Raw genomic sequence first — 24,176 nt, 5'->3', positions numbered from 1 at the left:
GCGCGTGAAGGCCCCCTCCCGTTCTTGGGCTCGGGGGCCTTTCCCGTGCGCCCCCGTGTGCCGGGACTACTTCCGGATGTCCACCGGCTCGTCCACACCCCACTGCGCGAGCAGCCGCAGCGCGTCCGCCGACGGCGTCCCCGGCTCCGCCTGGTACGTCACGAGCACCAGGTCCGGGTCCCCGCCGGCCACCTGCATGCTCTCGTACGACAGCGTCATCTCGCCCACCAGCGGATGCCGCAGCCGCTTCGTCCCGTGCCCCTTGTCCGCCACCGTGTGCGCCGCCCACAGCGAGCGGAACTCGTCGCTCTTCACCGACAGCTCGCCCACCAGCGCGAGGAGCGCCGGATCGTCCGGGTGGCACCCCGCGTACAGCCGCAGCACGCTCACGACCTCGGTCGCCTTGCACTCCCAGTCCAGGTAGAGGTCGCGCGCGTTCTCCCCGAGGAAGATCATCCGCGCCATGTTGCGCTCGTCCGGGTCCATCGCCGTGAAGTCGCCGAGCAACGCCCGCGCCATCCGGTTCCAGGCGAGGAGGTCGAGGCGCCGGCCGACGACGAAGGCCGGGACGCCGTCCATCGAGTCCAGCAGATGCCGCAGCCCGGGCCGCACCAGCTGGGGGCGGGCGATCGCCGCCCGATGCTGCTTCTTCTTCGCCGTCGGCTTGGCGAGATGCGTCAGGTGCGACCGCTCGGAGTCGCTCAGCCGCAGGGCCCGCGCGATGGCGTCCAGGACCTCCATGGACACGTTGCGCCCGTTGCCCTGTTCGAGCCGGGTGTAGTACGCCACGGACACCCCGGCCAGCTGCGCCAGCTCCTCCCGGCGCAGCCCCGGTACGCGGCGATGCCGCCCGAACTCCGGCAGGCCCACGTCCTCCGGCTTCAGCCGGGCCCGGCGCGAGCGCAGGAATTCGCTGAGTTCGGCACTGAGATCCATGCGTCCCGATTATCCCAGGTCGTACGACCGGACGGACGCGCGTTCCTGTCCCTGCCAGTGGTAGGCACACTGGACGTAGGCAGAACAGAGGCCTGGGTACGCCCGCCGGACTCCGGCAGCCTTGAGGCATGACCACGAACGTGACCACCGTCCCCGCCTACGCCGCCCCCGCCGCCAACGCGCCCCTGGAGCGCACCACCGTGCCGCGCCGCCCCGTCGGCGAGCACGACGTCCTCATCGACATCAAGTACGCCGGCATCTGCCACTCCGACATCCACCAGGCGCGGAACGGCTGGGGCGAGGGCATCTTCCCGATGGTCCCCGGTCACGAGATCGCCGGCATCGTCGCCGAGGTCGGCCCCGGCGTGACGAAGTTCCAGGTCGGCGACCGGGTCGGTGTCGGCTGCTTCGTCGACTCCTGCCGCGAGTGCGAGTACTGCGAGCAGGGCCTGGAGCAGTACTGCTCGGGCACCGGCATGACCGGCACGTACAACGCGCTCGACAAGAACGGTGAGCCGACCTACGGCGGCTACTCCACGCACATCGTCGTCGACGAGAACTACACCCTGCGCATCCCCGAGGGCATCGCCCTCGACGAGGCCGCGCCGCTGCTCTGCGCCGGCATCACCCTCTACTCGCCGCTCGCCCACTGGCAGGCCGGCCCCGGCAAGAAGGTCGCGATCGTCGGCCTCGGCGGCCTCGGCCACATGGGCGTCAAGATCGCCCACGCGCTCGGCGCCGAGGTGACCGTGCTCAGCCAGTCGCTGAAGAAGCAGGAGGACGGCCTCAAGCTGGGCGCCGACCACTACTACGCCACGAGCGACCCGGAGACCTTCACGAAGCTCGCCGGCACCTTCGACCTGATCATCTCCACCGTCTCCGCGCCGCTGGACTTCGGCGCCTACCTGAGCCTGGTGAAGACGGACGGCGCCCTGGTCAACGTCGGCGCGCCCGAGGAGCCCGTCGCGCTCAACCTCTTCTCCCTCATCGGCGGCCGCAAGACCCTCGCCGGGTCGATGATCGGCGGCATCGCCGAGACGCAGGAGATGCTCGACTTCTGCGCCGAGCACGGTCTGGGCGCCGAGATCGAGGTGATCGCCGCGGAGCGGATCAACGAGGCGTACGAGCGGGTCGTCGCGAGCGACGTCCGGTACCGCTTCGTGATCGACACCTCGACGATCTGACATCCCCGCGGGAGCGCCGGAGCGCCGGAGAGCCGGAGAGCCGGAGAGCCGGAGAGCCGGAGAGCCGATCGGGCGCTCCGGCACTCCGGGGACCGGTCACGTACCAGAACTGGGAGCGGTCTGGGCGGAGTTCGACGACCGCCTGCAACGCCTACGGCCCTCGCCCGGGCCAGGACCTTCCGGGGCGCCCTCTACCGCTGTCTCACCGACCCGGCCGACCTGCGCCTCCGCGCGGTCGCCGCCACCGCCGAGACCGCCGCCCGGTCGGCCGTCCTCGACCTCGGCGAGGACGGGCTCGCGCACTGGCGCCTCCGCCCTCGACGGGCCTGGACCATCCGCTCCTCGCCACCGCCCGTGCGGCCGTCGACCTCCTCGCCGACCCCCGCCGCCTCACACTCCGGGTCTGCCCGAGCGAGGACTGCGGCCGGCTCTTCCTGGACGCTACGGGCCGCCGCCGCTGGTGCTCGCCGGCGACCTGTGGCGGGGGTGGCGGAGGTCACCAGTAGGGGCTGAGCCAGGGAGATTTACGGGTCGCTTCTGGGGGCAGAGTCTCTGGCGGTGTCCGGAGCGGGCCGGTTTCAATGTGATCCGGTCCGACCGTCCGCCGGCCGGTCGCTTCCGGCCTGTCATGAGTAGTCAGCAGCCGCTGCAACCCAGGGAGCGTTGTGTCCCGTCGTCTGTTCACCTCGGAGTCCGTGACCGAGGGTCACCCGGACAAGATCGCTGACCAGATCAGCGACACCATCCTCGACGCGTTGCTGCGGGAGGACCCCACCTCGCGTGTCGCGGTCGAGACGCTGATCACCACGGGTCTGGTGCATGTCGCCGGTGAGGTGACCACGAAGGCGTGGGTGGACATTCCCGCGCTGGTGCGGGGCCGGATCCTGGAGATCGGGTACGACTCCTCGAAGAAGGGCTTCGACGGCGCTTCGTGCGGTGTGTCGGTGTCCATCGGGTCGCAGTCCCCGGACATCGCGCAGGGCGTGGACACCGCGTACGAGAAGCGGGTGGAGGGTGCCTCGGGGAGGGGCGAGGAGGACGAGCTGGACCGGCAGGGCGCCGGCGACCAGGGCCTGATGTTCGGTTACGCCTCCGACGAGACGCCGGAGTTGATGCCGCTGCCGATCCACCTCGCGCACCGTCTCTCGCGCCGGCTGACGGAGGTCCGCAAGAACGGGACCGTCCCGTATCTGCGTCCCGACGGCAAGACGCAGGTCACCATCGAGTACGACGGCGATCGTGCGGTCCGCCTGGACACGGTGGTCGTGTCCTCGCAGCACGCCTCCGACATCGACCTGGAGTCGCTGCTCGCCCCCGACATCCGCGAGTTCGTCGTGGAGCACGTCCTCGCGCAGCTCGTCGAGGACGGCATCAAGCTCGACACCGAGGGCTACCGCCTGCTGGTGAACCCGACCGGGCGCTTCGAGATCGGCGGCCCGATGGGCGACGCCGGCCTGACCGGCCGGAAGATCATCATCGACACGTACGGCGGCATGGCCCGCCACGGCGGTGGTGCCTTCTCGGGCAAGGACCCGTCGAAGGTGGACCGTTCGGCGGCGTACGCGATGCGCTGGGTCGCGAAGAACGTCGTCGCGGCCGGTCTCGCCTCGCGCTGCGAGGTGCAGGTCGCGTACGCGATCGGCAAGGCCGAGCCGGTCGGTCTGTTCGTCGAGACCTTCGGCACGCACACGGTCGACACGGAGAAGATCGAGAACGCCGTCGGCGAGGTCTTCGACCTCCGCCCGGCCGCGATCATCCGCGACCTCGACCTGCTCCGCCCGATCTACGCGCAGACCGCCGCCTACGGCCACTTCGGCCGCGAGCTGCCCGACTTCACGTGGGAGCGTACGGACCGCGTGGACGCCCTCAAGAAGGCCGCGGGTCTCTGACATGCGCATAGCCGTCACCGGGTCGATCGCCACCGACCACCTGATGACCTTCCCGGGCCGCTTCACCGAGCAGATCCTGCCCGACCAGCTCACCCACATGTCCCTGTCCTTCCTCGTCGACACGCTGGACATCCGGCACGGCGGCGTCGCCGCCAACATCGCGTACGGCCTCGGCCTGCTCGGCCGCCGCCCCGTTCTCGTCGGCGCCGTCGGCAAGGACTTCGACGGGTACGGGGAGCTGCTCCGCGCCGCGGGCGTCGACACCGACGCCGTACGGGTGTCGGAGCGGCACCACACCGCCCGCTTCATGTGCACCACCGACGAGGACGGCAACCAGCTCGCCTCGTTCTACGCGGGCGCGATGGCCGAGGCCCGCGACATCGACCTCGCCGAGACGGTCCGGCGCCCCGGCGGGCCCGACCTCGTCCTCGTCGGCGCGGACGACCCGGAAGCGATGGTGCGCCACACGCGGGTCTGCCGCGAGCTGGGCGTCCGCCGCGCCGCCGACCCCTCGCAGCAGCTCGCCCGGCTGGAGGGCGACAGCGTCCGGGAGCTCGTCGACGGAGCCGAGCTGCTGTTCACGAACGCGTACGAGCGGGCGCTGCTCCTCAGCAAGACCGGCTGGACCGAGGCGGAGGTGCTCGCCCGCGTCGGCACCTGGGTCACCACGCTCGGCCCCAAGGGCTGCCGCATCGACACGGCCGGCCGGCCCGGGATCGAGAGCGCGGCCGTGCCCGCGACGGACGCCGTGGACCCCACCGGCGGCGGCGACGCGTTCCGCGCGGGCTTCCTGGCGGCGCTGTCCGCCGGCCTGGAGGTCGTCGACGCGGCCCGTGCCGGTGCCGCCATGGCCACCTTCGCCCTGGAGTCCGTCGGTCCGCAGACGTACGCGGTCACCGAGGAGGGGCTCCACGAGCGGCTCGTCGCCGCGTACGGCCCGGAGACCGCGGTGATCGCCCCCGCCCTCTTCGGCCGAGCCGTGTGAGGAAGCGCTTGGCGCCCTGCGGGGCGCCAAGCGCGGGCTGGCAGCCGGGCGGGCGAGCGGCCGGCGGCTGGCCGGCCGGGCGTCGGATGCGGACCGGCCGCGGGTCAGGACCTCCGCCGCCGCCCCCTGCCCCACCCCGGCTCGGTCCCGGTGGAGCTCCGGTCGGCCGGCCCCCGGCCGCGCCCGCCGTCGGCCGTGCCGCGGGTCAGCTCCCACAGCGACGCCCAGTGGCCGGGTTTGAGGTCCTTCGGCAGCGCGTGCGGCGAGATCTCGTTGTTCCGCAGCCACGCCGCCAGTTCCCACTGCGAGATCCGTCCGGTGCGCCGCAGGATCTCCCTCAGCCCGTTCCCCTTGCCGGTGAACACCTGCCGTACGAAGTGCTGGTACGTCGTCACCTGGTCGACGAGCGGTGCGGACCGCCGCCGGATGACCAGGATTCCCCCGTCCACCCCCGGCATCGGGCGGAAGGCGCGCGCGGGTACCCGGGAGTGCAGGTCGAACGCGTACCAGGGCGCCCAGCCGGCCGTCAGCAGGGTCGCCCCGCCGACGCCGGCCCTGCGCCGGGCCACCTCCCACTGGACGAGGAGGACGGCGGTGTGCCAGTGCCGGTCGTCGAGCAGCCGCCGCATGATCGCCGTCGTCAGATGGAAGGGGACGTTGCCGACGATCACGTGCGGGGCGCGCGGCAGCGGGTAGCGCAGGAAGTCGTGGTGCACCACGGTCACATGACCGGGGGTACGGGCATCGAGCCGCCGCGCCCGCCGGCCGTCGAGCTCGACGGCGGTGACCGGCCTGCCGTGCCTGCTCAGCGGGAGGGTCAGGGCGCCGTCACCGGCACCGATCTCCAGTATCGGACCCCTGGTCCTGGCCACCAGGCCGTCCATCTCGTCGATCACGGACCGGTCGACGAGGAAGTTCTGGCCGAGCTCGTGCCGGCCGCCCTGTGGTGAAGACGGGGAAGTCGGGGCATGCGAGGAAAACGGGGAGTGCGGGGAAAGCGGGGAAGAAGGCATGAGTGTGCTCCGCGGAACCGTTCGGAGCCGGGGCAGCACGAGGAGCCGCACCGGCGGGACCCGGAAGCGGAGGGCCTGAACGAACGCGCGAGCGCGCGTACCGACGCAGGAGTGCGAAGACAGGAACGCGCGGAGATGCGAGACGCGTGAAGAGGGGCCCGCCGCTAGGCGCGGCGCAGCCTCATGTAACGGGCCTGAGCGTGACAGAACTGCATGCCATCACCCTAACACCGCCGGAATCCGGCCCGGTTGAGGATTTCCGGGGGACCGAAACACGCCCCGATACACCCCCCGACGGCGCCCCGACACACCCCACCCGACGGCGCCCGACACACCCCGGCGCCCCCGCCGTTCCCGGCGGAGGCGTCGGGCGCGAGGTCACACCCCCGGCGCCGGGGCGACGCCGATCGGGCAGGAGACACCGGTGCCGCCGATGCCGCAGTAGCCCGCCGGGTTCTTGTCCAAGTACTGCTGGTGGTACGCCTCCGCCGGATAGAACGGACGCTCCTCGTCCGCGGGCAGGACGTGCGTGGTGATCTGGCCGTAGCCGGAGCCGGCCAGGACCTTCTGGTACGCCTCGCGGGACGCCTCGGCCTTCGCGGCCTGGTCCGCGGTGTGGGTGTAGATCGCCGAGCGGTACTGGGTGCCCACGTCGTTGCCCTGGCGGAAGCCCTGGGTCGGGTCGTGGGACTCCCAGAAGAGCTTCAGGAGGGACTCGTACGAGACCTTCGACGGGTCGAAGACGACCCGGACGACCTCGGTGTGCCCGGTCAGACCGGAGCACACCTCCTCGTACACCGGGTTCGGCGTGATGCCGCCCTGGTAGCCGACGAGGGTCGTCCAGACGCCCTCGGTCTGCCAGAACTTGCGCTCGGCGCCCCAGAAACAACCCAGGGCGAAGTCGGCGACCTCCAGGCCCTCGGGGTAGGGGCCGAGGAGCGCGTTGCCGAGGACCGTGTGGCGATCCGGGACGGAGAACTCCGGCTCGGGCCGGCCGCGCAGGGCCTGCTCGGGGGTGGGGAGGACGGGGGTGCGGGACAGGAACATGCTGCATCTCTCCTCGACGGTCGGCAGTCGTAGAACAAGGGAGGGCCGGAAGGGATTCCCCCCCGGCCCGGCCCTCCTCGGGCCCGTCGGCCCGGCCCTCCTCGGGCCCGTCGGCCCGGCCTCCTCGGGCCCCCCGGCCGTCACCGGCCGGCCCCCTGCCGACGCCCGTCGCCGCCCGCCTCAGCGCGGCAGCGTCACCGGGCTCCCGCCGTTCGCCTCGTACCCCGCCACCGCCAGGTTCCGGAAGATCGTGTACTCCGCCGCCGGGTCCCCGCTCAGCGTCCACGGCACCGCGCCCACGTGCCCGTCGACGTGCACGAGCTGGTGCATGGCCTCCGCCCAGCGCTCGCCGCGCACCAGGAACCAGACGAGCAGGTGCCGGACGTGCGCGAGCATCGGGTCGTCGGGCCGCGCCGAGTGGACCGCGTACAGCGCGCCCTCCGTCGCCTTGCTCACCACGGCCGTACGGAAGAAGTCCTGCACGAGCACCACGTCCGGCACGTGCTCGTACACCGCGAACAGCGGCAGCGCGGCGAGCAGCGAGCCGCGCGGGGCGCGCGCCGCGGCCGTCGTCGCGAAGTGGTCGGCCTCCTCGCGCGAACCGTGCCACTTCTCGCACCAGTAGTGCAGGGCCGCCAGATGCGCCCCCATGTGCTGCGGCGCCCGGTCGATGACCTTCGCCCACACCTGGTCGAACTGCTCGTGGCTGTAGCCGAGGCCGCGCGCCACGGCCAGCTGCGTGATGTACGGGACGGGGTCGCCGGGCGCGAGCAGCGCCGCCTCCTCGGTGACCTTCAGCGCCTCCTCCAGAATGATCCGGAAGTCGTCGGTCCCGGCCGCCGAGGAGCGCCACGCCTGCTGCACCAGGAACTCGGCGTGCACCGCCGCGCCGCCCGCGTCCTTCGGCGCGTCCGCCCGCCAGGCCCGCAGCCACGCCCCGCCGACGCCGGGCCGCTCCTGGAGCTCCAGGGAGGCGGCGCCCGCGAAGGCCTGGACGCGCTGCCAGCGCACCTCGCCGTCCTTGCCGGTCTCGGCGAGCAGCCGCGAGGCCGCCCGCCAGTCCTGCGTGGCCTGGACGACGTCGAGGACGTGGAGGAGGTCGTCGTCGGCGCCGGGGAGCCGTACGTCCTGCTCCTCCTGCCGTGCGAAGCCGTACGCCTCCGGGTCCGCCGCGTCCGGCGCGCCGGGGGCGACCTGCCGGATCCCGCCGCCGCCCCGGCGGCCCAGCACGTAGCGGCTGAGGAAGGCGACCAGCAGCCCCAGCGAGATCAGGATCAAGAGAATCTCCATGCGTCCATTCTCCAGGACACCCGGTGAGACGATCGAGGCGCCGGGGAGCGTCCGGCACTACGCTCCTGACTCATGAGCGACCAGCACTCCCACCAGAGCTTCGAGACCCGCGCGATCCACGCGGGCAACACCGCCGACCCGCTGACCGGCGCGGTCGTCCCGCCCATCTACCAGGTGTCCACCTACAAGCAGGACGGCGTGGGCGGGCTGCGCGGCGGATACGAGTACAGCCGCAGCGCGAACCCGACCCGTACCGCCCTGGAGGAGAACCTGGCGGCCCTGGAGGGCGGCCGGCGCGGTCTCGCCTTCGCCTCCGGTCTCGCCGCCGAGGACTGCCTGCTCCGCACGCTCCTCGCGCCCGGCGACCACGTGGTCATCCCGAACGACGCGTACGGCGGCACGTTCCGGCTGTTCGCGAAGGTCGTGCAGCGCTGGGGCGTGGACTTCTCGGTGGCGGACACCTCCGACATCGACTCGGTGCGGGACGCCGTCAACGACCGGACGAAGCTGATCTGGGTCGAGACCCCGTCGAACCCGCTCCTCGGCATCACCGACATCGAGGCCGTCGCCGGCGTCGCCCGCCAGACCGGCGTGAAGCTCGTCGTCGACAACACCTTCGCCTCGCCCTACCTCCAGCAGCCGCTGGCGCTCGGCGCGGACGTCGTCGTGCACTCGCTCACCAAGTACATGGGCGGTCACTCGGACGTCGTCGGCGGCGCCCTCGTGACGGCCGACGAGGCGCTCGGCGAGGAGCTCGCGTACCACCAGAACGCGATGGGCGCGGTCGCCGGTCCCTTCGACTCGTGGATCGTGCTGCGCGGCATCAAGACCCTCGCCGTGCGCATGGACCGCCACAGCGAGAACGCGACGAAGATCGTCGAGATGCTGACCCAGCACCCGAAGGTCACCCAGGTCCTCTACCCGGGCCTGCCCGAGCACCCCGGTCACGAGGTCGCGGCCAAGCAGATGCGCTCCTTCGGCGGCATGATCTCCTTCCGCGTCCAGGGCGGCGAGGAGGCGGCGGTCGAGGTCTGCAACCGCGCGAAGCTCTTCACCCTCGGTGAGTCGCTGGGCGGCGTCGAGTCCCTCATCGAGCACCCGGGCCGCATGACGCACGCGAGCGTCGCCGGCTCCGCCCTTGAGGTCCCGGCGGACCTCGTCCGCGTCTCGGTGGGCATCGAGAACGTCGAGGACCTCCTGGCGGACCTCCGCCAGGCCCTCGGCTGACCGACACCGGTACGGAGGGCCCGGGGCCCGGTCACCCGGGGCCCGGGCCCTCCGTCACTCAGCTCCCGGGCACCGGGTCCTTCAGATGGGCCCGGATCTCCTCGCGGAGCTCGGGCGTGTCCGTGTGCTCGTGCACGGAGACGGCGTGCTCGGTGGCGGCGCGAAGGACTTCCTCCTCCTCGCCCGAGATATAGAGCGAGCAGCCGGAGACGCTCGGGGCGTCCCGGCAGTCCGTTGCTTTCCTGGCCATGACGACCTCCAGTAGGCCCCTCCTCCAGGCTAGGCCCGGCCTCGCGTCACCACCCTTCGAGCGGTGGCGTCGTCTTCGCCGGCGGGACCTCCCACGGCCGTTCCACCGACGCCCACACCACGAACACGACCGCGGCGACGACGAACAGGCCCCACAGCACCCGGCGCGCCACCCGCTCCCGACGGGCCCGCCGCGCCCCGCGCTCCACGGCCCGTACGACGAGGTCCGCGGGCACCGGTGGGTGCGGGGTGTCCAGCATCCGCCGGACCGCCGCCTCCTTGTCCTCGTGCCGGGTCACGTGGCGATCCCCCGCCCGTGGGGGGTGCCCGTGTCGCGCGCCGCCGCCCGGAGCGAGGCGACCGAGCGCGCGCAGACGGCGCGGACACGCGCCTCGGAGAGCCCGAGGAGGGCCGCGACCTGCTCCTCGGCCACTCCCTCGTACAGCCGCAGGACGACGACGAGCCGCTCCTGCGGGCCGAGCGCGGCCAGCGGGCCCTGCCCGCCGTGGTGCCGCCACGCGGTGCGGGCGAAACGGGCGGCGAGATCACGGCGCGCGAGGTCGTACGGATCGTCGTCGCGCAGCCGCGCCCACACCGCGTACGTATGGGCGAGAGCGGCGCTCAGCAGCGCCCTGGCGTGGGGGTTGGCGGTGCGGGACTCGGCGGTGAGCAGCGTCGCGGTATGCAGCAGCCGCCCCGCCGCCCCGGCCACGAACGCCTCGAACTCCCGGGTGCGGTGGGCCTGTTCGCCACCAGGTCCGAACCGATGCTCGCGCACTCCCTCATAGGAGGGCAGCGGGCGTCCGGGGTCAAGAGTCCCGGCGCGAGAGCCTCGGCCCGAGAGTCTTCGCTCGACAGCCTCCGCGCAAGGGCCTCGGCTCAAGGCTCTCGGCTCAGGGCTCTCGGCTCTCGGCTCAGGGCTCTCGGCTCAGGAGGCCGGTGCGGACTCCGGGGCCGTCCCCCCGGACGGGGGTGCCGGGTGGCCCGTGTGCGCCGACTGCCGTACGGACAGGGCGGTGTTGAAGCGCGTGAGCAGCGTGCAGAACGACTCGCGCTCGGCCTGCGTCCAGCCGTCCGTCACCTCCACCATCAGCTGGCGGCGCGAGGAGCGGACCTCCTCCAGACGGGCGAGGCCGCGCGGCGACAGCTGGAGCACGACGGCGCGCCCGTCCTCCGGGTGCGAGGTCCGCTTGACCAGGCCGGTGTCGACGAGCGGGGCGACCTGCCGCGTGACCGTGGACGAGTCGATCCCCATGCCCTCCGCGAGCGCCTTGACGCCCATCGGCCCTTCCTGGTCAAGCCGGTTGAGGAGGAGGTACGCGGCGCGGTCCATGGAGTTGCGGAGCTGCCCCGTGCCGCCGAGGCGGGTCTGCTCGGCCCGGCGGGCGAAGACGGCCACCTGGTGCTGGAGGGCGTCGAGGAGACCGGGGTCGAGCTCAGTCGTCATGTCCTGAGATGTGGGCATGGCTGTGGGTCTCTCTCGTGCGGGGTGGTCGGTTGGTGGGGGACAGAGTACGCGTACGAAACGGGGTCCGTACCGGGGCTGCGCAAACCGGGTTCGGCACCCGTTCGCCGAGCGGCCACGAGGGCGGTGAGCTGCGAGACTTGCTGTCATGAGCTTCCGTACGCGAGACCCCTTGCACCACCTGATGCTGGACGACGTGCGCGGGGCGCAGAAGATGCTGTCAGGGGTGGCCCGGGTGACCGCGATGGAGGGCAGTCGGCACCTGTCGTCGCTGGTGGGGGCTCCTGTCCAGCTCAAATGTGAGAACCTCCAGCGGACCGGCTCCTTCAAGCTGCGCGGGGCGTACGTACGGATCGCCGGGCTGCGGCCCGAGGAGCGGGCCGCCGGGGTCGTCGCCGCCTCGGCGGGCAACCACGCGCAGGGTGTCGCGCTCGCCTCGAAGCTGCTCGGCGTGCACGCGACGGTCTTCATGCCGGTCGGCGCCCCGCTGCCGAAGGTCGCGGCGACCCGGGAGTACGGCGCCGAGGTCAGGCTGCACGGCCATGTCGTGGACGAGACGCTGGCGGCGGCGGAGGAGTACGCCCGGGAGACGGGCGCGGTCTTCATCCACCCCTTCGACCACCCCGACATCATCGCGGGCCAGGGCACGGTCGGCCTGGAGATCCTGGAGCAGTGCCCGGAGGTCCGGACGATCGTCGTGGGCATCGGCGGCGGCGGTCTCGCGGCCGGCGTGGGGCTCGCGGTGAAGTCGCTGCGCCCCGACGTGAAGGTGATCGGCGTGCAGGCGGAGGGCGCGGCGGCCTATCCGCCCTCGCTGGCGGCCGGGCATCCCGTGGTGATCGAGTCGCCGGCGACGATGGCGGACGGGATCAAGGTGGGGCGGCCTGGCGACGTGCCGTTCGCTCTGGTCCGGGAGTACGTGGACGAGGTCCGTACCGTCTCCGAGGATGAGCTGTCCTCGGCGCTGCTGCTCTGCCTGGAGCGGGCCAAACTGCTGGTGGAACCGGCCGGCGCGAGCCCGGTGGCGGCCCTCCTCGCCGATCCGAGGGCCTTCCAGGGGCCCGTGGTCGCGATCCTGTCGGGCGGGAACGTCGACCCGCTGCTCCTCCAGCGGATCCTGCGGCACGGCATGGCCGCCGGGGGCCGCTATCTGAGCCTGCGGCTGCGGGTGACGGACCGCCCGGGGGCGCTCGCGACGCTGCTCGCGGTCCTCACGGTGGTCGACGCGAACGTCCTCGACGTGAGCCATGTGCGGACGGATCCGCGCCTGGGCCTCACGGAGGCGGAGGTCGAGCTGCACCTGGAGACGAAGGGCCCGGAGCACTGCCGGGAGGTCGAGGAGGCGCTGCGGGACGCGGGCTACACGATCCTCGGCTGACCCGACGGGCGCCGGGTGGCGCCTGCTTCCCTTTGCCCCGCGCCGGGTGGCGCCTGCTTCCCTTTGCCCCGCGCCCGGTGGCGCCTGCTTCCCTTTGCCCCGCGCCCGGTGGCGCCGTGCCCCGCGCCCCGTGGCGCCTCCCCCTCAGCGCGGCCGGTGAGGCAGGGCCGCCCGGGCGAGCTCGGTCGCCACACCGCCGAGCAGGGCGCCCGCCACGACCAGGCCGAGGGGCCGGACGCCCGCCCGCCGGACGGGCCGCCGGTGGACGCGCGGCGCGGGGGGCAGGGCGGGCCCCGGAGCCCCGCCCGCGCCGCCCGACCAGGCCGGCCCGCCCGCCCCGCCCGGCCAGGCGAGCCCGCCCGACCCGCCCGACCCGCCCGACCCGCCCGACCCGCCCGCCCCGGCGGCCGTGCGCGCGGCCGACTCGTGCGCGAGCGAGTGCTCAAGGCGGACCAGGAGCGGCCGGGGGTCCTGCCCGGAGGCCGCCGCGAACTGCTCGACCGCGACCCGGGTCGGTAACTGCTTCTGGTTCAGGAACCGTTCCCACGAGGAACGGCTGTAGTGCGTGCGCTGCGCGAGCTTGCCGTAGCTGAGCTCCGTGACGCACTTGATCCGCCGCATCTCGGCCGTCAGTTCCGCCCAGGGCGCCGCCTCGCAGCCCCCACATCCCCGGCCACCGTTCGCCGCCATCCCGGATCCCCCGATCACTCGTGCCTCACGCCGGCGACCACACCCTCGCCCGCGGGTCCAACGGCCCACCAACGAAGCACCAACGGGGGCGGAAGCGGTGGCCGGAAGGCACCGTCCCGGTACCCTCCCGCGTCCCAGGGACGGCGACCCGCCCACCATGCGAAACCCCCTCACGAACGGCCCGTCCCCGACCTACGATGCGTCCGTCGGATCACCTCCCCAGTGGCTGGTGAACGGCTCTGGGGGGAAGGTCGCCGTGCGCTTCGGGCTGCTGGGTTCGTTCGTCGTGGAGGACACCGGGGGTACGCCCCGGCGGGTCGGGACGCCGAAGGCGCGGGCTCTTCTGACCGTGCTCCTGCTGCGCCCCAACGCGCCGGTGTCCTGGGACACCGTGAAGACCGCGATCTGGGGGGAGTCCGTTCCGGCCACCGCGCGCGCCTCGCTCCACAACCACGTGGCCCGCCTCCGACGCGACCTGGAACCGTGCGGTGACCGGAACCGCGGTGACCGGGAGGCCTCCGGCCGAGAGGCCGGGGACCAGGACACCGACGTCCCGGAGTCCCGGATCCAGGTCACCCCGGCCGGCTTCCGCCTGAGGGTCCTGGACGACGAGCTGGACGTCACCCGCTTCGACCGGTACGTCTCCCGGGCGCGGACCGCCCGCCTGGCCGAGGACTGGACGGCGGTCGAGGAACTGACCGGCTCGGCGCTCGCCCTGTGGCGGGGCGCGCCGCTCTCCGACGTCCCCCTGCCCGACACCGAACGGGAACCGTTCGTGAGACGCCTGGAGGAGGCTCGGCTCCAGGTCCTGGAGTGGCGCTACGAGGCCGATCTGCACCTGGGCCGTCACCAGGGCATAGCCGCCGAACTCGCCGAGCTGGTCGCCGCCCACCCGCTGCGGGAGACGTTCGTCGGCCAGCTGATGCTGGCCCTCCACCGCAGCGGACGCCCGGCCGACGCCCTCCTCGCCTACGACACCGCGCGCCGGACGATCCGCGGCGAACTGGGCGTCGACCCGGAGCCGGGGCTCGTGGAGCTGCACCGCCGCATCCTGACGCTCGACCCCGAGCTCACCGCCCCGCAGGCCCCCGCGGAACCGACCCCGCCGCCGGGGCCGCCCCCCTCCGCGCCGCAGCCCGCGCCCCCCTCCGCGTCCCCTTCCACGCCCCCGCTCGCCGACACCCAGCCCGTACCGCATCAACTCCCCTCCTCGCCGGCCGACTTCACCGGCAGGGAGGACGAGCTGGGTCGCATCGTCGGAGAGCTGACGGCGACCGACCGTCCCGGCGGGGCGACGGTCCTCGTCCACCGGGTCTCCGGCGGCGGGGGCATGGGCAAGACGACCCTGATGGTGCGGGCGGCGCACCAGATCCGCGAGCGCTTCCCCGACGGTCAGGTCTTCCTGGACCTCGGTGGCATGACGGCGATGCCCATGGCCCCCGAGGCCGCGCTCGGGGTGCTGCTGCGCACGCTCGGCGTCGCTTCGGAGGAGGTGCCGTGCGGGCTCCAGTCCCGCAGCGCGCTGTTCCGCAGCGTGATCGCCGACCGGCGGATGCTGATCCTCCTGGACGACGCGGGCGACGCGGCCCAGATACGGCCCCTGCTGCCGGGCGCCGCCGGCAGCGCCGTCCTGGTGACCAGCCGCCGCAGGCTGGCCAGCTTCCCCGGCGTACGCATCGACCTCGGCGCCCTGCCGGACGACGCGGCGCACCGGCTTCTCGCCTCGATCGTGGGCGAGGACCGGGTCGCGGCCCAGCCGGCGGCCACCGCGGAGGTGTTGCGCGCCTGCGGCGGGATGCCGCTGGCGCTGCGCCTCGCCGGCTCCCGCCTCGCGGCGCGCCCCGCCTGGTCGGTCCAGGACCTGGCCCTGCGGCTCACCAGTCACGGCTGCGTCCTGCGGGAGCTGTACGCCGACGACCTCCACGTCCGCACGGCCCTCCAGATGAGCTACGAGCTCCTCCTCCAGGAGTCCGCGGGGCGAACCGGCCCCGCGCGGGCGTTCCGGCTGCTCGGCCTGATGCCGAGCGTGGCGTTCGGCACGGCCGCCGCGGCGGCCCTCCTCGACTGCGACGAGCTGTCCGTCGAGGACTGGCTGGAGGCGCTCGTCGACGCCCACCTCCTGGAGTCGCCCGCGCCCGGCCGCTACCAGTTCCACTGCCTGCTCCAGGCGCTCGCCAGGGAGCTGGCCGACGAGACGGACCCCGAGCGGGAGCGCAGGCGGGCCGTCGACCGTTTCGTCCTGTGGTGTCTGCGCGGCGCCGACGCCGCCACCGCCCGACTGGCACCCGCCGCCCGTCGCGTACCCCTCGATCCCGATACGCGACGGCCCGTCTCCTTCGCCGGCTACGACGAGGCGTACGCCTGGTGCGAGCGGGAGCGGGAAGTGCTGGTCGCCGCCGTGACCCTGGCCCACGAGACCGGACTGCACGCGCACTCCTGGAAGCTCGCGGCGGCCCTCTGGGCGTACTTCAGGCTCGGTCTCAGCGACGACTGGCTGGCCACGCACACCGTCGGCCTCGCGGCGGCCACGGCCACCGGGGACGACCGGGCCGAGGCCTGGATGCTGAACGGCATCGGGAACCAGGTGCAGAATTCGGGCCGCTCCGCCGAGGCGATCACGTACTTCCGGCGGGCTCTGCGTGTCCACGAGGGGGAGCCGGACAGGGACGCCGAGCTCTCCGCCGTCCTCAACAACATCGGTACGTGCTTCACCGACCTCGGCGACCACGCGTCCGCGCTCCAGCACTACCAGGGATCCCTCGTACGGGAACCGGAGAGCTGCGCCACCATGAACAACATGGCGGACGCGCTGTCCCACCTGGGCCGCCACGAGGAGGCGCTCGCCGTGCTCGACCGGGCGGAGGAGATCCAGCGCGCGACGCGCGACCTCGTCAGCCTCGCCATCGGCCTGCGGGTCCGGGGCGACGTCCTCAGCGGCGCCGGCCGCGCGGCGGAGGCGGTCGAGGCGTACCGGCGCGCGCTCGCCCTCCAGCGGCTCGGCGGGGACCAGCACAGCGAGGCCGTCTCCCTCATGGGGCTCGGGGACGCCCTCGCCGCCCTCGGTGACCGGGCCGAGGCCGAGGTCTGCTGGGGGAAGGCGCTCCGCTGGATGGAGACCCTCGGCGACCAGGGCAGGAGCGTCGATCTGCGCGGACGTCTGGCCCGCTCGTGTGCGCGCCCGACGCCATGATCGTGTGGCGGGGATCACATATTCACTGGGCGAGGCCCGTCCGGCAAACCTAGGATCGGTAGGAAACGCCCGAATCTCCCTGGGGGTAACCCACATGCCAGGCGCGATCTACGCCGAAGGTCTGGTGAAGACCTTCGGTGACGTACGAGCTCTGGACGGCGTCGACCTCGACGTACCGGAGGGCACTGTCCTGGGCCTGCTCGGCCCGAACGGCGCGGGGAAGACCACCACCGTGCGCGTGTTGACGACGCTCCTCCAGCCCGACAGCGGCCGGGCCGTGGTCGCCGGGATCGACGTCCTCAAGCACCCCGAGAAGGTCCGCCGCTCGATCGGTCTCTCCGGCCAGTTCGCCGCGGTCGACGAGTACCTCACCGGCCGCGAGAACCTCCAGATGGTCGGTCAGCTCTACCAGATGAAGGCGAAGGCGGCGAAGGTACGGGCCGACGAACTCCTCGAACGGTTCAGGCTCGCGGACGCGGCCGACCGCACCGCCAAGACGTACTCCGGCGGCATGCGCCGGCGCCTCGACCTCGCGGCCGCCCTCGTCGTCTCCCCGCCGGTCATGTTCATGGACGAGCCGACGACCGGCCTCGACCCCCGCAACCGGCAGGCGCTGTGGGAGGTCATCAAGGAACTCGTCGCGGGCGGTACGACCCTGCTCCTCACCACCCAGTACCTGGAAGAGGCCGACCACCTCGCCCACGACATCTGCGTCGTCGACCAGGGCAAGGTCATCGCGCGCGGCACCTCCGACCAGCTCAAGGCCCAGACGGGCGGCGAGCGCGTCGAGGTCGTCGTCCACGAACCGGCGATGATCCCGGGCGCCCGCGACGTCCTCGCCCGCTACGGCATGGCGGGCCGGGGACAGAGCGAGGTCGCCGTCGAGGACCACACCCGCAAGCTCACCGTCCCCGTCTCCGGCGGCGCCAAGCTGCTCGCCGAGGTCATCCGCGACCTGGACGCCGTCGGCGTCGAGATCGACGACATCGGCCTGCGCCGCCCCACCCTCGACGACGTCTTCATCTCCCTGACCGGCCACGCGGCCGCGCTGACGGAGGAGGAGAGCGGCGGTACGCCCCCACCGACGCGCCGTGACGGCAGTGACGGGCGAGACGGCAGTGACGGGCGAGACGGCCGTGACCGGATGAAGGAGACGACCACGTGAGCACCGTGAACGACTCCCTGGTCATCGCCCGCCGCAACCTCATCCGCATGACCCGGATCCCCGAGATGATCCTGTTCGGGCTGATCCAGCCGGTGATGTTCGTGATCCTCTTCACGTACGTCTTCGGCGGCTCCATGAGCATCGGCGGCAGCACCGATCCGGACGTCTACAAGAACTTCCTGATGGCGGGCATCTTCGCGCAGACCGTCACCTTCGCCACGGCCGGCGCGGGCGCGGGCATCGCGGACGACATGCACAAGGGCCTCATCGACCGCTTCCGCTCCCTGCCCATGGCGCGCGGCGCGGTCCTCACCGGCCGCACCCTCGCCGACCTCGTCCAGACCGCGCTGACGCTCCTGGTCCTCGCGATCGTCGCGCTGATCATCGGCTGGCGCCCGGGCTACGCGGAGCCGACCAACTTCGGCAGGGTCATGGGCGGCTTCGCCCTGCTGCTCCTCCTCGGCTACGCCTTCACCTGGATCGGCGCCCTCATCGGCCTCTCGGTCCGTACGCCGGAGGCGGCGACGTCCGGCGGCCTCATCTGGCTCTTCCCGGTCACGTTCATCTCGAACGCCTTCGTGGACTCCAGCCAGATGCCGTCCTGGCTCCAGCCGATCGCCGAGTGGAACCCTTTCAGCGCCACCGTGCAGGCCTGCCGCACGCTCTTCGGCGACCCGGGCGTCTCCCCGTCCGACGCCTGGCCGATGCAGTACCCGGTGTGGGCGTCGCTGATCTACTCGGTCCTGATCGTCGCGATCTTCCGCACGCTCGCGGTCCGCAAGTACCGCCGCGCGGACGGCTGACAACTCCGGTCAGGGCAGGACACGGAGATTCACAGCAGGTGCGCGGAGATCCAGGGCAGGACACCGAGATCCAGGGCAGGACACCGAGATCCAAGGCAGTTACGCGGAGGCTCAGGGCAGGTACGCGGAGATGACGAGGCCTTCGGGGAGGGCGAGGAACACCGCCCCTCCGGCGGCCAGCGCGTCTCCGGCCACCTGCGGGGTGACGAAGCCGGCGGGCAGGCTGGGCCGGTACTCCTCGATGTCGTCCTCGCCGAGAGGCCCCGAGGCCGGATAGGAGGCCATGCCCTCCGTGCCCGCGACCACGACTCGGTCGCCCGCGAGATAGACGCGCTGCCCGGAGCGCCCGGAAGCCCGCCACTTCTCGCGACCGCTCGCCAGGTCGTACGTGACGACCTGGTCGTCATCGTCGATGACGGCGACGAGCCCGTCCGCGTTCACGGCGGGCCCGGCCGAGACCTGGCGGCCCAGGGTGCGGCGCAGCTTGAGCGTCGCCGGGTCGAGGACGCTCAAGCCGTCGTCCCGCCCCCCTGAGCACAGCACGCTGCCGCTCTTCTCATGGACGGTGAACTCGCCGCAGGCCTCCGCCTCCGTGCCCCGTGCCGCCTCCTTGCCCGTACGGGCGTCCAGGGCCACCGGCACGATGCCGAGCGGGAAGAACACCCGCCCGGCCGCCGCGACCGGGCGCTCCGGAATGGCGTCGAGCGGAGTCCGCCACAGCTCCTCGCCGTCGGAGAGACGCACGGCGGTCGCGAGCCCTGTCCCCTCGGAGCGCATGTCCACGTACGTGGAGTACAGGACCCCGTCAAGGAGGTCGGTGCCCTTCACGGCCCAGTCGCCCCCAGGCTTCGGGATCCGCTTCCGCTCCTTGCCGTCGAGGATCCCGTACGCGACGACCCCGTCCGGCCCCGTCACGTACGCGGTGTCGCCGACGACCGCCGGATACTGGGCTCCGCTGCGCTGCCCCTCGCCCCGCCCCGGCACCTTCCACAGCTGCTTGCCGTCCGCCGCGTTCAGCGCGGTGGCCGCGCCGCCGGGCCCGGGGCAGACGAGGACCTTCGGGGAGAGCGCGCAGGTGCCGCTGCCCGGCTCCACCTCGGTGATCCAGGGCGACCACTCCGCCGGGCGGTACGCGCGGTCCGTGCCCGCCTTGCCGAAGTCGTTGGCGTGGCCCTCGCCGCCGTACGGCAGGACGACCTGGCTCAGCGTCCGCGGCGCCGGAGCTCCCGACGACGTACCGGGGGACGTGCTCGGCGGCGCCCCCGCGTTCCCGCCGGCCGAACCCCCTTCCGTATCGGCCCGGTTGAGCAGCACGACACCCACCGTCGCGAGCACCGCCACCGCCACCGCCCCGGCCACGACAGCGCCCCGGCGCCGCCGACGCGGCTCCCCTGGCGGGGTGGCCGGCGCCACCGGCCGGTCCGTCATCGCGGTGGGGGAGTACGGCACGACCGGCCCGAGCGTCGGCAGGTCCGCCACGCCCGCACCCGAGGCCGCCGCCTCCCCGATGCTCCGCGCCGCCTCCCCGTACGAGGCGAGCAGCGACAGCACCCCACCGGGCCAGGGGAAGACCTCGGGGGTGTCCCCGCCGCCGAGCAGCTCCGCCAACTCCACCGCCGAGGGCCGCTCCGCCGGATCGAGCCGCAGACAGCGCTCCACCACCGGCCGCAACTCGTCCGGGACCCGGGACAGTTCGGCGTCGGCCCGGGTGATCCGGTAGATGACCGCGGCCATCTCCTCGTCGTGGAAAGGCCCTTGGCCGCTCGCCGCGAACGCGAGCACCGCCCCCAGGCAGAACACGTCCGAAGCCGGCACCACGGCCCGGCTCCCCACCAGGTGCTCCGGCGACATGAACCCGGGCGAGCCGACCACCAGACCGGTCGAGGTGAGCGCCGTCGCCTCGAAGGCCTGGGCGATGCCGAAGTCGATCAGCTTCGGCCCCGCCGCGCCGAGCAGGACGTTCGCGGGCTTGAGGTCCCGGTGCAGCACCTTCACCCGGTGCACGGCCGCCAGGGCCGTGGCGAGGGAGACCCCCAGGGCCCGTACGGCCGCGACGGGCAGCGCCCCCGACCGTACGACGGCCTCGGAGAGCGAGGGTCCCGGCACGTACTCCGTCGCCAGCCACGGCGAGGGCGCGTCCGCGTCGGCGTCCACGAGCCGCGCCACACCCGGCCCGTCCACGGTCCGCGCCGCCGCGATCTCCCGCCGGAACCGCGTCCGGAAGTCCCCGTCGACCTCCAGGTCCTCCCGCACGGTCTTCACGGCGGTCATCAGGTACGGATCGGCCGTCGGCTCGTCGGTCCGGCAGGCGAGATGCACCTCGCCCATGCCGCCCGCACCGATCCGGGCGAGCAGGCGGTAGGGCCCGACGAACCGCGGGGGCTGCCCCGACGGAAGAGCTTCCAGCACCGAAAAGGTCCTCTCAGGACGTCACGTGAGTGCTACCGCCTGCGCGGGATCACTCGGGGAGTTCGACCGACGCGACGACGCCCTTGTCGAAGACGACGTACGCGATCCCGCCCACCGGCAGGACCTCCGGCTCCCGGATCTGCTTGGCGTAGAGGTTGCCGTACTGCGGGTCGTAGTCCTCCTCCGCGGCGCGCGGCCCCGGCGCGCCCGGCACCGGGGTGACCTTCAGCCCGGCGGGGGTCCCGTCGGGGCCGAGCCGCACCGAGTAGACGGCGGAGTAGTCGGCGTACACGATCCGATCACCCGCGAGGAGGGGCGAGGACCAGGAGTGGGAGAGCCCCTGGGGCGCCGCCTTCGCCGCGAACGAGCCGGTCTGCCTGCCGCTGCGCGGGTCGAAGAGCTTGAGCCCGCCGTCGAAGGCGGCGACGGTGTTCGCACTGATGACGGACGGTCCCCGCCCCTTCCCGGGGCCCAGTCCCTGCGGCGCCGGCAGGGTGCCCTTGGTGGCGAGCGTGGCGGCGTCGAGGAGATGCACGCTGATCGTGCCGGCGCTGTTGATCCGGCCCTCGGCGCAGTACGCCGACGAGCCCAGGACCTTGATCTCCAGACAGGTCTTGGCGTCGTGGTCCACCTGACCGCGCAGCGTGCCCGTCTTCCCGTCGTAGGCGACGAGCCCTCCGTCGCTGACGGCGTAGACGGTTCCCCGGGCGTAGGCCACCGGCTCGTAGGAAAGTGCCTCGGCCCGGCTGATGCTGGCGTTGGTGAGCGACTTCGTCCACAGTCGCCGGCCGTCGGAGAGGGCGTAGGCCTCCAGGGCGAACCTGCGCGCGAGGTCGTCGTCACCGGAGTCCACCGAGACGAAGACCGTGCCGTCGCCCACGAGCGGTCGGGTACGGGCCTCGAACTGGTCGCCGGCGGCCTTCTTCTCCCAGCGGACCGCACCGGTGCGCGCGTCGCGCACCTGGAGCAGCTCGCCGGAGACGAGGGCCACGACCCCGTCGTGGACGGTGGGCCGGGTGCTTCCCCCGGCGATGAAGACCCCGCCGGAGCCGCTGGTGTAACTGTCCTGCGGGTAGCGGTCGGAGCCGGCGTCCGTGCTCCACAGCTTCTTCCCGCTCGCCGGGTCCAGCGCTTCGTACCGTCCGTCCACCATCCGGCACACCAGGACCTTCTCGCCCGCCGAGCAGCCGTACGCCGGCGCGCTCAGCTTCGCCCGCCACGGCTTCCAGCCGGCCGGCCGCTGGGCCGCGTTCTGCGGGACGACGCCCGAGGAGTCGGCGAGACCCCGGTCGTCCACGCCCGGGACACGCGGACCGGCGGGCGGGGCGGCCTTCGACGGCGCCGAGGGCTTCTCGGCCTCGCCCTCCGGCCACAGCAGATACGTCCCGAGGCCTCCGGCCACGACCGCGAGCGCCAGTACGGCGGCGAGCACCCGCCCCCGCCGTCGGCGCGGAGGGGCGTCGGGCCGCGCGACCGGCCCCTGCGTCGGTACGGAGTGCAGTCCCGGCACCTCGGGCGTCACCACGGGTCCCCGGGGATCACCCGAGGGCGTGGCCGGGACCTCCAGGAGCGGCCCGCCGGAGGCGATGAGCTGGGCGAGCTCCGTCCCGTACTCGCCGATGTGGTCCCGTACGCCCTCCGGCCACGGGAAGCGCCGTCCCGCGTCCCCGCCGAGCAGTTCCGCGAGCTCCTCCGGCGCGGGCCGGTCCGCCGGGTCCAGGGCCAGACAGGCGGCGACGGTCCCGCGCAGCTCCTCCGGCACCCGGCTCAGGTCGGCCTCGGCCTGCGAGACCCGGTACAGGACGGCGGCGAGCGGCCCGTCGCCGAAGGGGTCCTCGCCGGTCGCGGCGTAACAGAGGAGCGAGCCGAGGCAGAAGACGTCGGAGGCGGTGGTCACCCGCCGCGCGCCGGCCACGTGCTCGGGGGACATGAAGGCGGGGGTGCCGACCATCATCCCCGTCGCCGTCATGGTGGTGGCGGTGCTGCTGCGGGCGATGCCGAAGTCGATGAGCCGGGGGCCGTCGACGGAGAGCATGACGTTCCCGGGCTTGAGGTCCCGGTGCAGGACTCCGGCCCCGTGCAGGTCGGCGAGGGCGCGGGCGACGTCGGCGCCGACGGCGCGCACGGTGGCGACGGGCAGCGGGCCGCCGCGCCGCACGGCCTGGGAGAGGCTGGGCCCGGGGACGTACGCGGTGGCGAGCCAGGGCACGTCGGCGTCGGCGTCGCCGCCGACGGGCGCGGCGGCGTAGGGGCTGGAGACGAGAGCGGCGACCCGGATCTCGCGCCGGAACCGGTCCCGGAAGGCGGGGTCGCCCGCGACGTCCCGCCGCACGGTCTTCAGGGCGACGTAGACCCCGTCGGCCGCCCCCCGGGCGAGGAAGACCTCACCCATGCCGCCGGCGCCGAGCCGGGCCAGCACCTCGTACGGTCCGATCTGCCGTGGCGTGCCCTCGCGTAAAGGTCCCAGCACTTCGCCCATCCCCCAGTGACGTGCGGTCAGAGCGGCATCATTACATGTGCATGCAAGGCGAAGGGCCGGATCCCCGAGGGGTCCGGCCCTTCACGCACAGGCTCGCGCCGAAGACGGCAGGGCGAAGGCTCAGCCGGTGTACGGCTTCGCGCTGAGGATCTTCACCTGGGCCTTCTTGCCGTTCGGCAGCTCGTACTCGGCGTCGTCACCGGCCTTCTTGCCGTTGACGCCGACGCCGAGCGGCGACTGCGGCGAGTAGGTCTCGATGTCGTCACTCGCGTACTCGCGGGAGGCGAGCAGGAAGGTCATCGTGTCGTCCTCGTCGCCGTCGAAGGCGATCGTGACGACCATGCCGGGCTCGACGACGCCGTCGTCCGCCGGGGCCTCGCCGACCTTGGCGTGCTGGAGCAGCTGGGTGAGCTGGCGGACCCGGAGCTCCTGCTTGCCCTGCTCCTCCTTGGCCGCGTGGTACCCGCCGTTCTCGCGCAGGTCGCCCTCTTCGCGCGCCGCCGCGATCTTGGTCGCGATTTCGGTACGCGCGGGACCAGACAGGTACTCAAGCTCTCCCTTGAGCTTGTTGTACGCCTCCTGGGTGAGCCAGGTGACGTTGTCGCTGGTCTGGGTCACAGGTGCTCCTCGTAGGTACTGGGAATACAAAGCATCGCCCTACACGGGCAGCAGGCGCTTCCCGGTGGGCGAAACCACGAGCCTAACAATGAGTGGCGAAAAGCGGGAGGACATAAACCATCAAGATGGCGTCACCCCAGGTCACGCCCGTGACCCGCC

Annotated in this window: 21 protein-coding genes; 9 read left to right on the top strand and 12 right to left on the bottom strand. The window is 73.0% G+C overall.

Annotated elements, in window-relative coordinates:
- Window positions 1-66: 66 nt before the first annotated feature.
- Window positions 67-936 carry a helix-turn-helix domain-containing protein gene (locus tag ACWFR1_RS30120; RefSeq protein ID WP_453556741.1) on the bottom strand — a complete coding sequence of 290 codons (870 nt, stop codon included), beginning with the start codon at window positions 934-936 and terminating at the stop codon, window positions 67-69.
- 128 nt (window positions 937-1,064) lie between these two features.
- Here ACWFR1_RS30120 and ACWFR1_RS30115 point away from each other — a divergent pair, with 128 nt between their 5' ends.
- The 4 genes from ACWFR1_RS30115 (at window position 1,065) to ACWFR1_RS30100 (ending at window position 4,994) form a co-directional block, all read left to right on the top strand.
- A complete protein-coding gene (locus ACWFR1_RS30115; RefSeq protein WP_453556739.1) occupies window positions 1,065-2,120 on the top strand; it encodes an NAD(P)-dependent alcohol dehydrogenase in 1,056 nt (351 codons plus the stop codon).
- Window positions 2,117-2,626, top strand: coding sequence for a CGNR zinc finger domain-containing protein (locus ACWFR1_RS30110; RefSeq protein WP_453556759.1), 510 nt, complete (start codon window positions 2,117-2,119; stop codon window positions 2,624-2,626). The genes ACWFR1_RS30115 and ACWFR1_RS30110 overlap by 4 nt, the downstream gene beginning before the upstream one ends.
- A gap of 159 nt (window positions 2,627-2,785) precedes the next feature.
- A complete protein-coding gene (gene metK, locus ACWFR1_RS30105; protein WP_453556737.1) occupies window positions 2,786-4,009 on the top strand; it encodes a methionine adenosyltransferase in 1,224 nt (407 codons plus the stop codon).
- Between the two features lies 1 nt (window position 4,010).
- Complete coding sequence (locus tag ACWFR1_RS30100; RefSeq protein WP_453556735.1) at window positions 4,011-4,994, top strand: carbohydrate kinase family protein; 984 nt, start codon at window positions 4,011-4,013, stop codon at window positions 4,992-4,994.
- A 104-nt stretch (window positions 4,995-5,098) separates the two neighbouring features.
- On the opposite strand, the gene erm is transcribed toward ACWFR1_RS30100, so the two are convergent.
- The 3 genes from erm to ACWFR1_RS30085 all read right to left on the bottom strand — a co-directional run bounded on the left by erm (window position 5,099) and on the right by ACWFR1_RS30085 (window position 8,344).
- Window positions 5,099-6,007 carry a 23S ribosomal RNA methyltransferase Erm gene (erm, locus tag ACWFR1_RS30095; protein WP_453556733.1) on the bottom strand — a complete coding sequence of 303 codons (909 nt, stop codon included), beginning with the start codon at window positions 6,005-6,007 and terminating at the stop codon, window positions 5,099-5,101.
- Between the two features lie 378 nt (window positions 6,008-6,385).
- A complete protein-coding gene (gene msrA, locus ACWFR1_RS30090; protein WP_453556731.1) occupies window positions 6,386-7,054 on the bottom strand; it encodes a peptide-methionine (S)-S-oxide reductase MsrA in 669 nt (222 codons plus the stop codon).
- A gap of 180 nt (window positions 7,055-7,234) precedes the next feature.
- Complete coding sequence (locus tag ACWFR1_RS30085) at window positions 7,235-8,344, bottom strand: hypothetical protein (RefSeq protein ID WP_453556729.1); 1,110 nt, start codon at window positions 8,342-8,344, stop codon at window positions 7,235-7,237.
- Window positions 8,345-8,416: 72 nt separating this feature from the next.
- Here ACWFR1_RS30085 and ACWFR1_RS30080 point away from each other — a divergent pair, with 72 nt between their 5' ends.
- Complete coding sequence (locus tag ACWFR1_RS30080; RefSeq protein WP_453556727.1) at window positions 8,417-9,571, top strand: cystathionine gamma-synthase; 1,155 nt, start codon at window positions 8,417-8,419, stop codon at window positions 9,569-9,571.
- Window positions 9,572-9,629: 58 nt separating this feature from the next.
- Here the strand turns inward: ACWFR1_RS30080 and ACWFR1_RS30075 are convergent, their stop codons facing one another.
- The 4 genes from ACWFR1_RS30075 to ACWFR1_RS30060 all read right to left on the bottom strand — a co-directional run bounded on the left by ACWFR1_RS30075 (window position 9,630) and on the right by ACWFR1_RS30060 (window position 11,285).
- Entirely contained in the window at window positions 9,630-9,821 is a 192-nt protein-coding gene (locus ACWFR1_RS30075) for a DUF1059 domain-containing protein (RefSeq protein ID WP_453556725.1), read from the bottom strand.
- Between the two features lie 46 nt (window positions 9,822-9,867).
- Window positions 9,868-10,119 carry a hypothetical protein gene (locus ACWFR1_RS30070; protein WP_453556723.1) on the bottom strand — a complete coding sequence of 84 codons (252 nt, stop codon included), beginning with the start codon at window positions 10,117-10,119 and terminating at the stop codon, window positions 9,868-9,870.
- The gene (locus ACWFR1_RS30065) at window positions 10,116-10,598 is read right to left on the bottom strand and encodes a sigma factor-like helix-turn-helix DNA-binding protein (protein ID WP_453556721.1); all 483 of its coding nucleotides are present in this window, start codon (window positions 10,596-10,598) and stop codon (window positions 10,116-10,118) included. Before ACWFR1_RS30065 ends, ACWFR1_RS30070 begins: the two co-directional genes overlap by 4 nt.
- A 150-nt stretch (window positions 10,599-10,748) precedes the next feature.
- Entirely contained in the window at window positions 10,749-11,285 is a 537-nt protein-coding gene (locus ACWFR1_RS30060) for a MarR family winged helix-turn-helix transcriptional regulator (protein ID WP_453556719.1), read from the bottom strand.
- 148 nt (window positions 11,286-11,433) lie between these two features.
- Between ACWFR1_RS30060 and ilvA the strand changes: the two genes are divergently transcribed.
- Window positions 11,434-12,663: a threonine ammonia-lyase gene (gene ilvA, locus ACWFR1_RS30055; RefSeq protein ID WP_453556717.1), complete on the top strand. Its 1,230-nt coding sequence runs from the start codon at window positions 11,434-11,436 to the stop codon at window positions 12,661-12,663.
- A 144-nt stretch (window positions 12,664-12,807) separates the two neighbouring features.
- Here the strand turns inward: ilvA and ACWFR1_RS30050 are convergent, their stop codons facing one another.
- Entirely contained in the window at window positions 12,808-13,353 is a 546-nt protein-coding gene (locus ACWFR1_RS30050) for a helix-turn-helix domain-containing protein (RefSeq protein ID WP_453556715.1), read from the bottom strand.
- Between the two features lie 229 nt (window positions 13,354-13,582).
- Here ACWFR1_RS30050 and ACWFR1_RS30045 point away from each other — a divergent pair, with 229 nt between their 5' ends.
- From ACWFR1_RS30045 to ACWFR1_RS30035, 3 genes are all read left to right on the top strand, one after another.
- Complete coding sequence (locus ACWFR1_RS30045) at window positions 13,583-16,543, top strand: BTAD domain-containing putative transcriptional regulator (protein ID WP_453556713.1); 2,961 nt, start codon at window positions 13,583-13,585, stop codon at window positions 16,541-16,543.
- A 94-nt stretch (window positions 16,544-16,637) separates the two neighbouring features.
- Window positions 16,638-17,708, top strand: coding sequence for an ATP-binding cassette domain-containing protein (locus ACWFR1_RS30040; protein WP_453556711.1), 1,071 nt, complete (start codon window positions 16,638-16,640; stop codon window positions 17,706-17,708).
- The gene (locus tag ACWFR1_RS30035; RefSeq protein WP_453556709.1) at window positions 17,705-18,511 is read left to right on the top strand and encodes an ABC transporter permease; all 807 of its coding nucleotides are present in this window, start codon (window positions 17,705-17,707) and stop codon (window positions 18,509-18,511) included. Before ACWFR1_RS30040 ends, ACWFR1_RS30035 begins: the two co-directional genes overlap by 4 nt.
- A gap of 111 nt (window positions 18,512-18,622) precedes the next feature.
- Here the strand turns inward: ACWFR1_RS30035 and ACWFR1_RS30030 are convergent, their stop codons facing one another.
- The 3 genes from ACWFR1_RS30030 to greA form a co-directional block, all read right to left on the bottom strand.
- Window positions 18,623-20,920, bottom strand: coding sequence for a protein kinase domain-containing protein (locus tag ACWFR1_RS30030; RefSeq protein ID WP_453556707.1), 2,298 nt, complete (start codon window positions 20,918-20,920; stop codon window positions 18,623-18,625).
- Between the two features lie 49 nt (window positions 20,921-20,969).
- Window positions 20,970-23,399 carry a protein kinase domain-containing protein gene (locus tag ACWFR1_RS30025; RefSeq protein ID WP_453556705.1) on the bottom strand — a complete coding sequence of 810 codons (2,430 nt, stop codon included), beginning with the start codon at window positions 23,397-23,399 and terminating at the stop codon, window positions 20,970-20,972.
- A gap of 120 nt (window positions 23,400-23,519) precedes the next feature.
- Window positions 23,520-24,017 (bottom strand): transcription elongation factor GreA, encoded by a 498-nt coding sequence (gene greA, locus ACWFR1_RS30020; RefSeq protein ID WP_453556703.1) that lies wholly within the window; start codon window positions 24,015-24,017, stop codon window positions 23,520-23,522.
- Window positions 24,018-24,176: the final 159 nt, after the last annotated feature.

The organism is Streptomyces sp. NPDC055103 (assembly GCF_053607625.1).
Note: the sequence above shows the minus strand (reverse complement) of the source record. Positions and strands in the feature narration are given on the sequence as shown.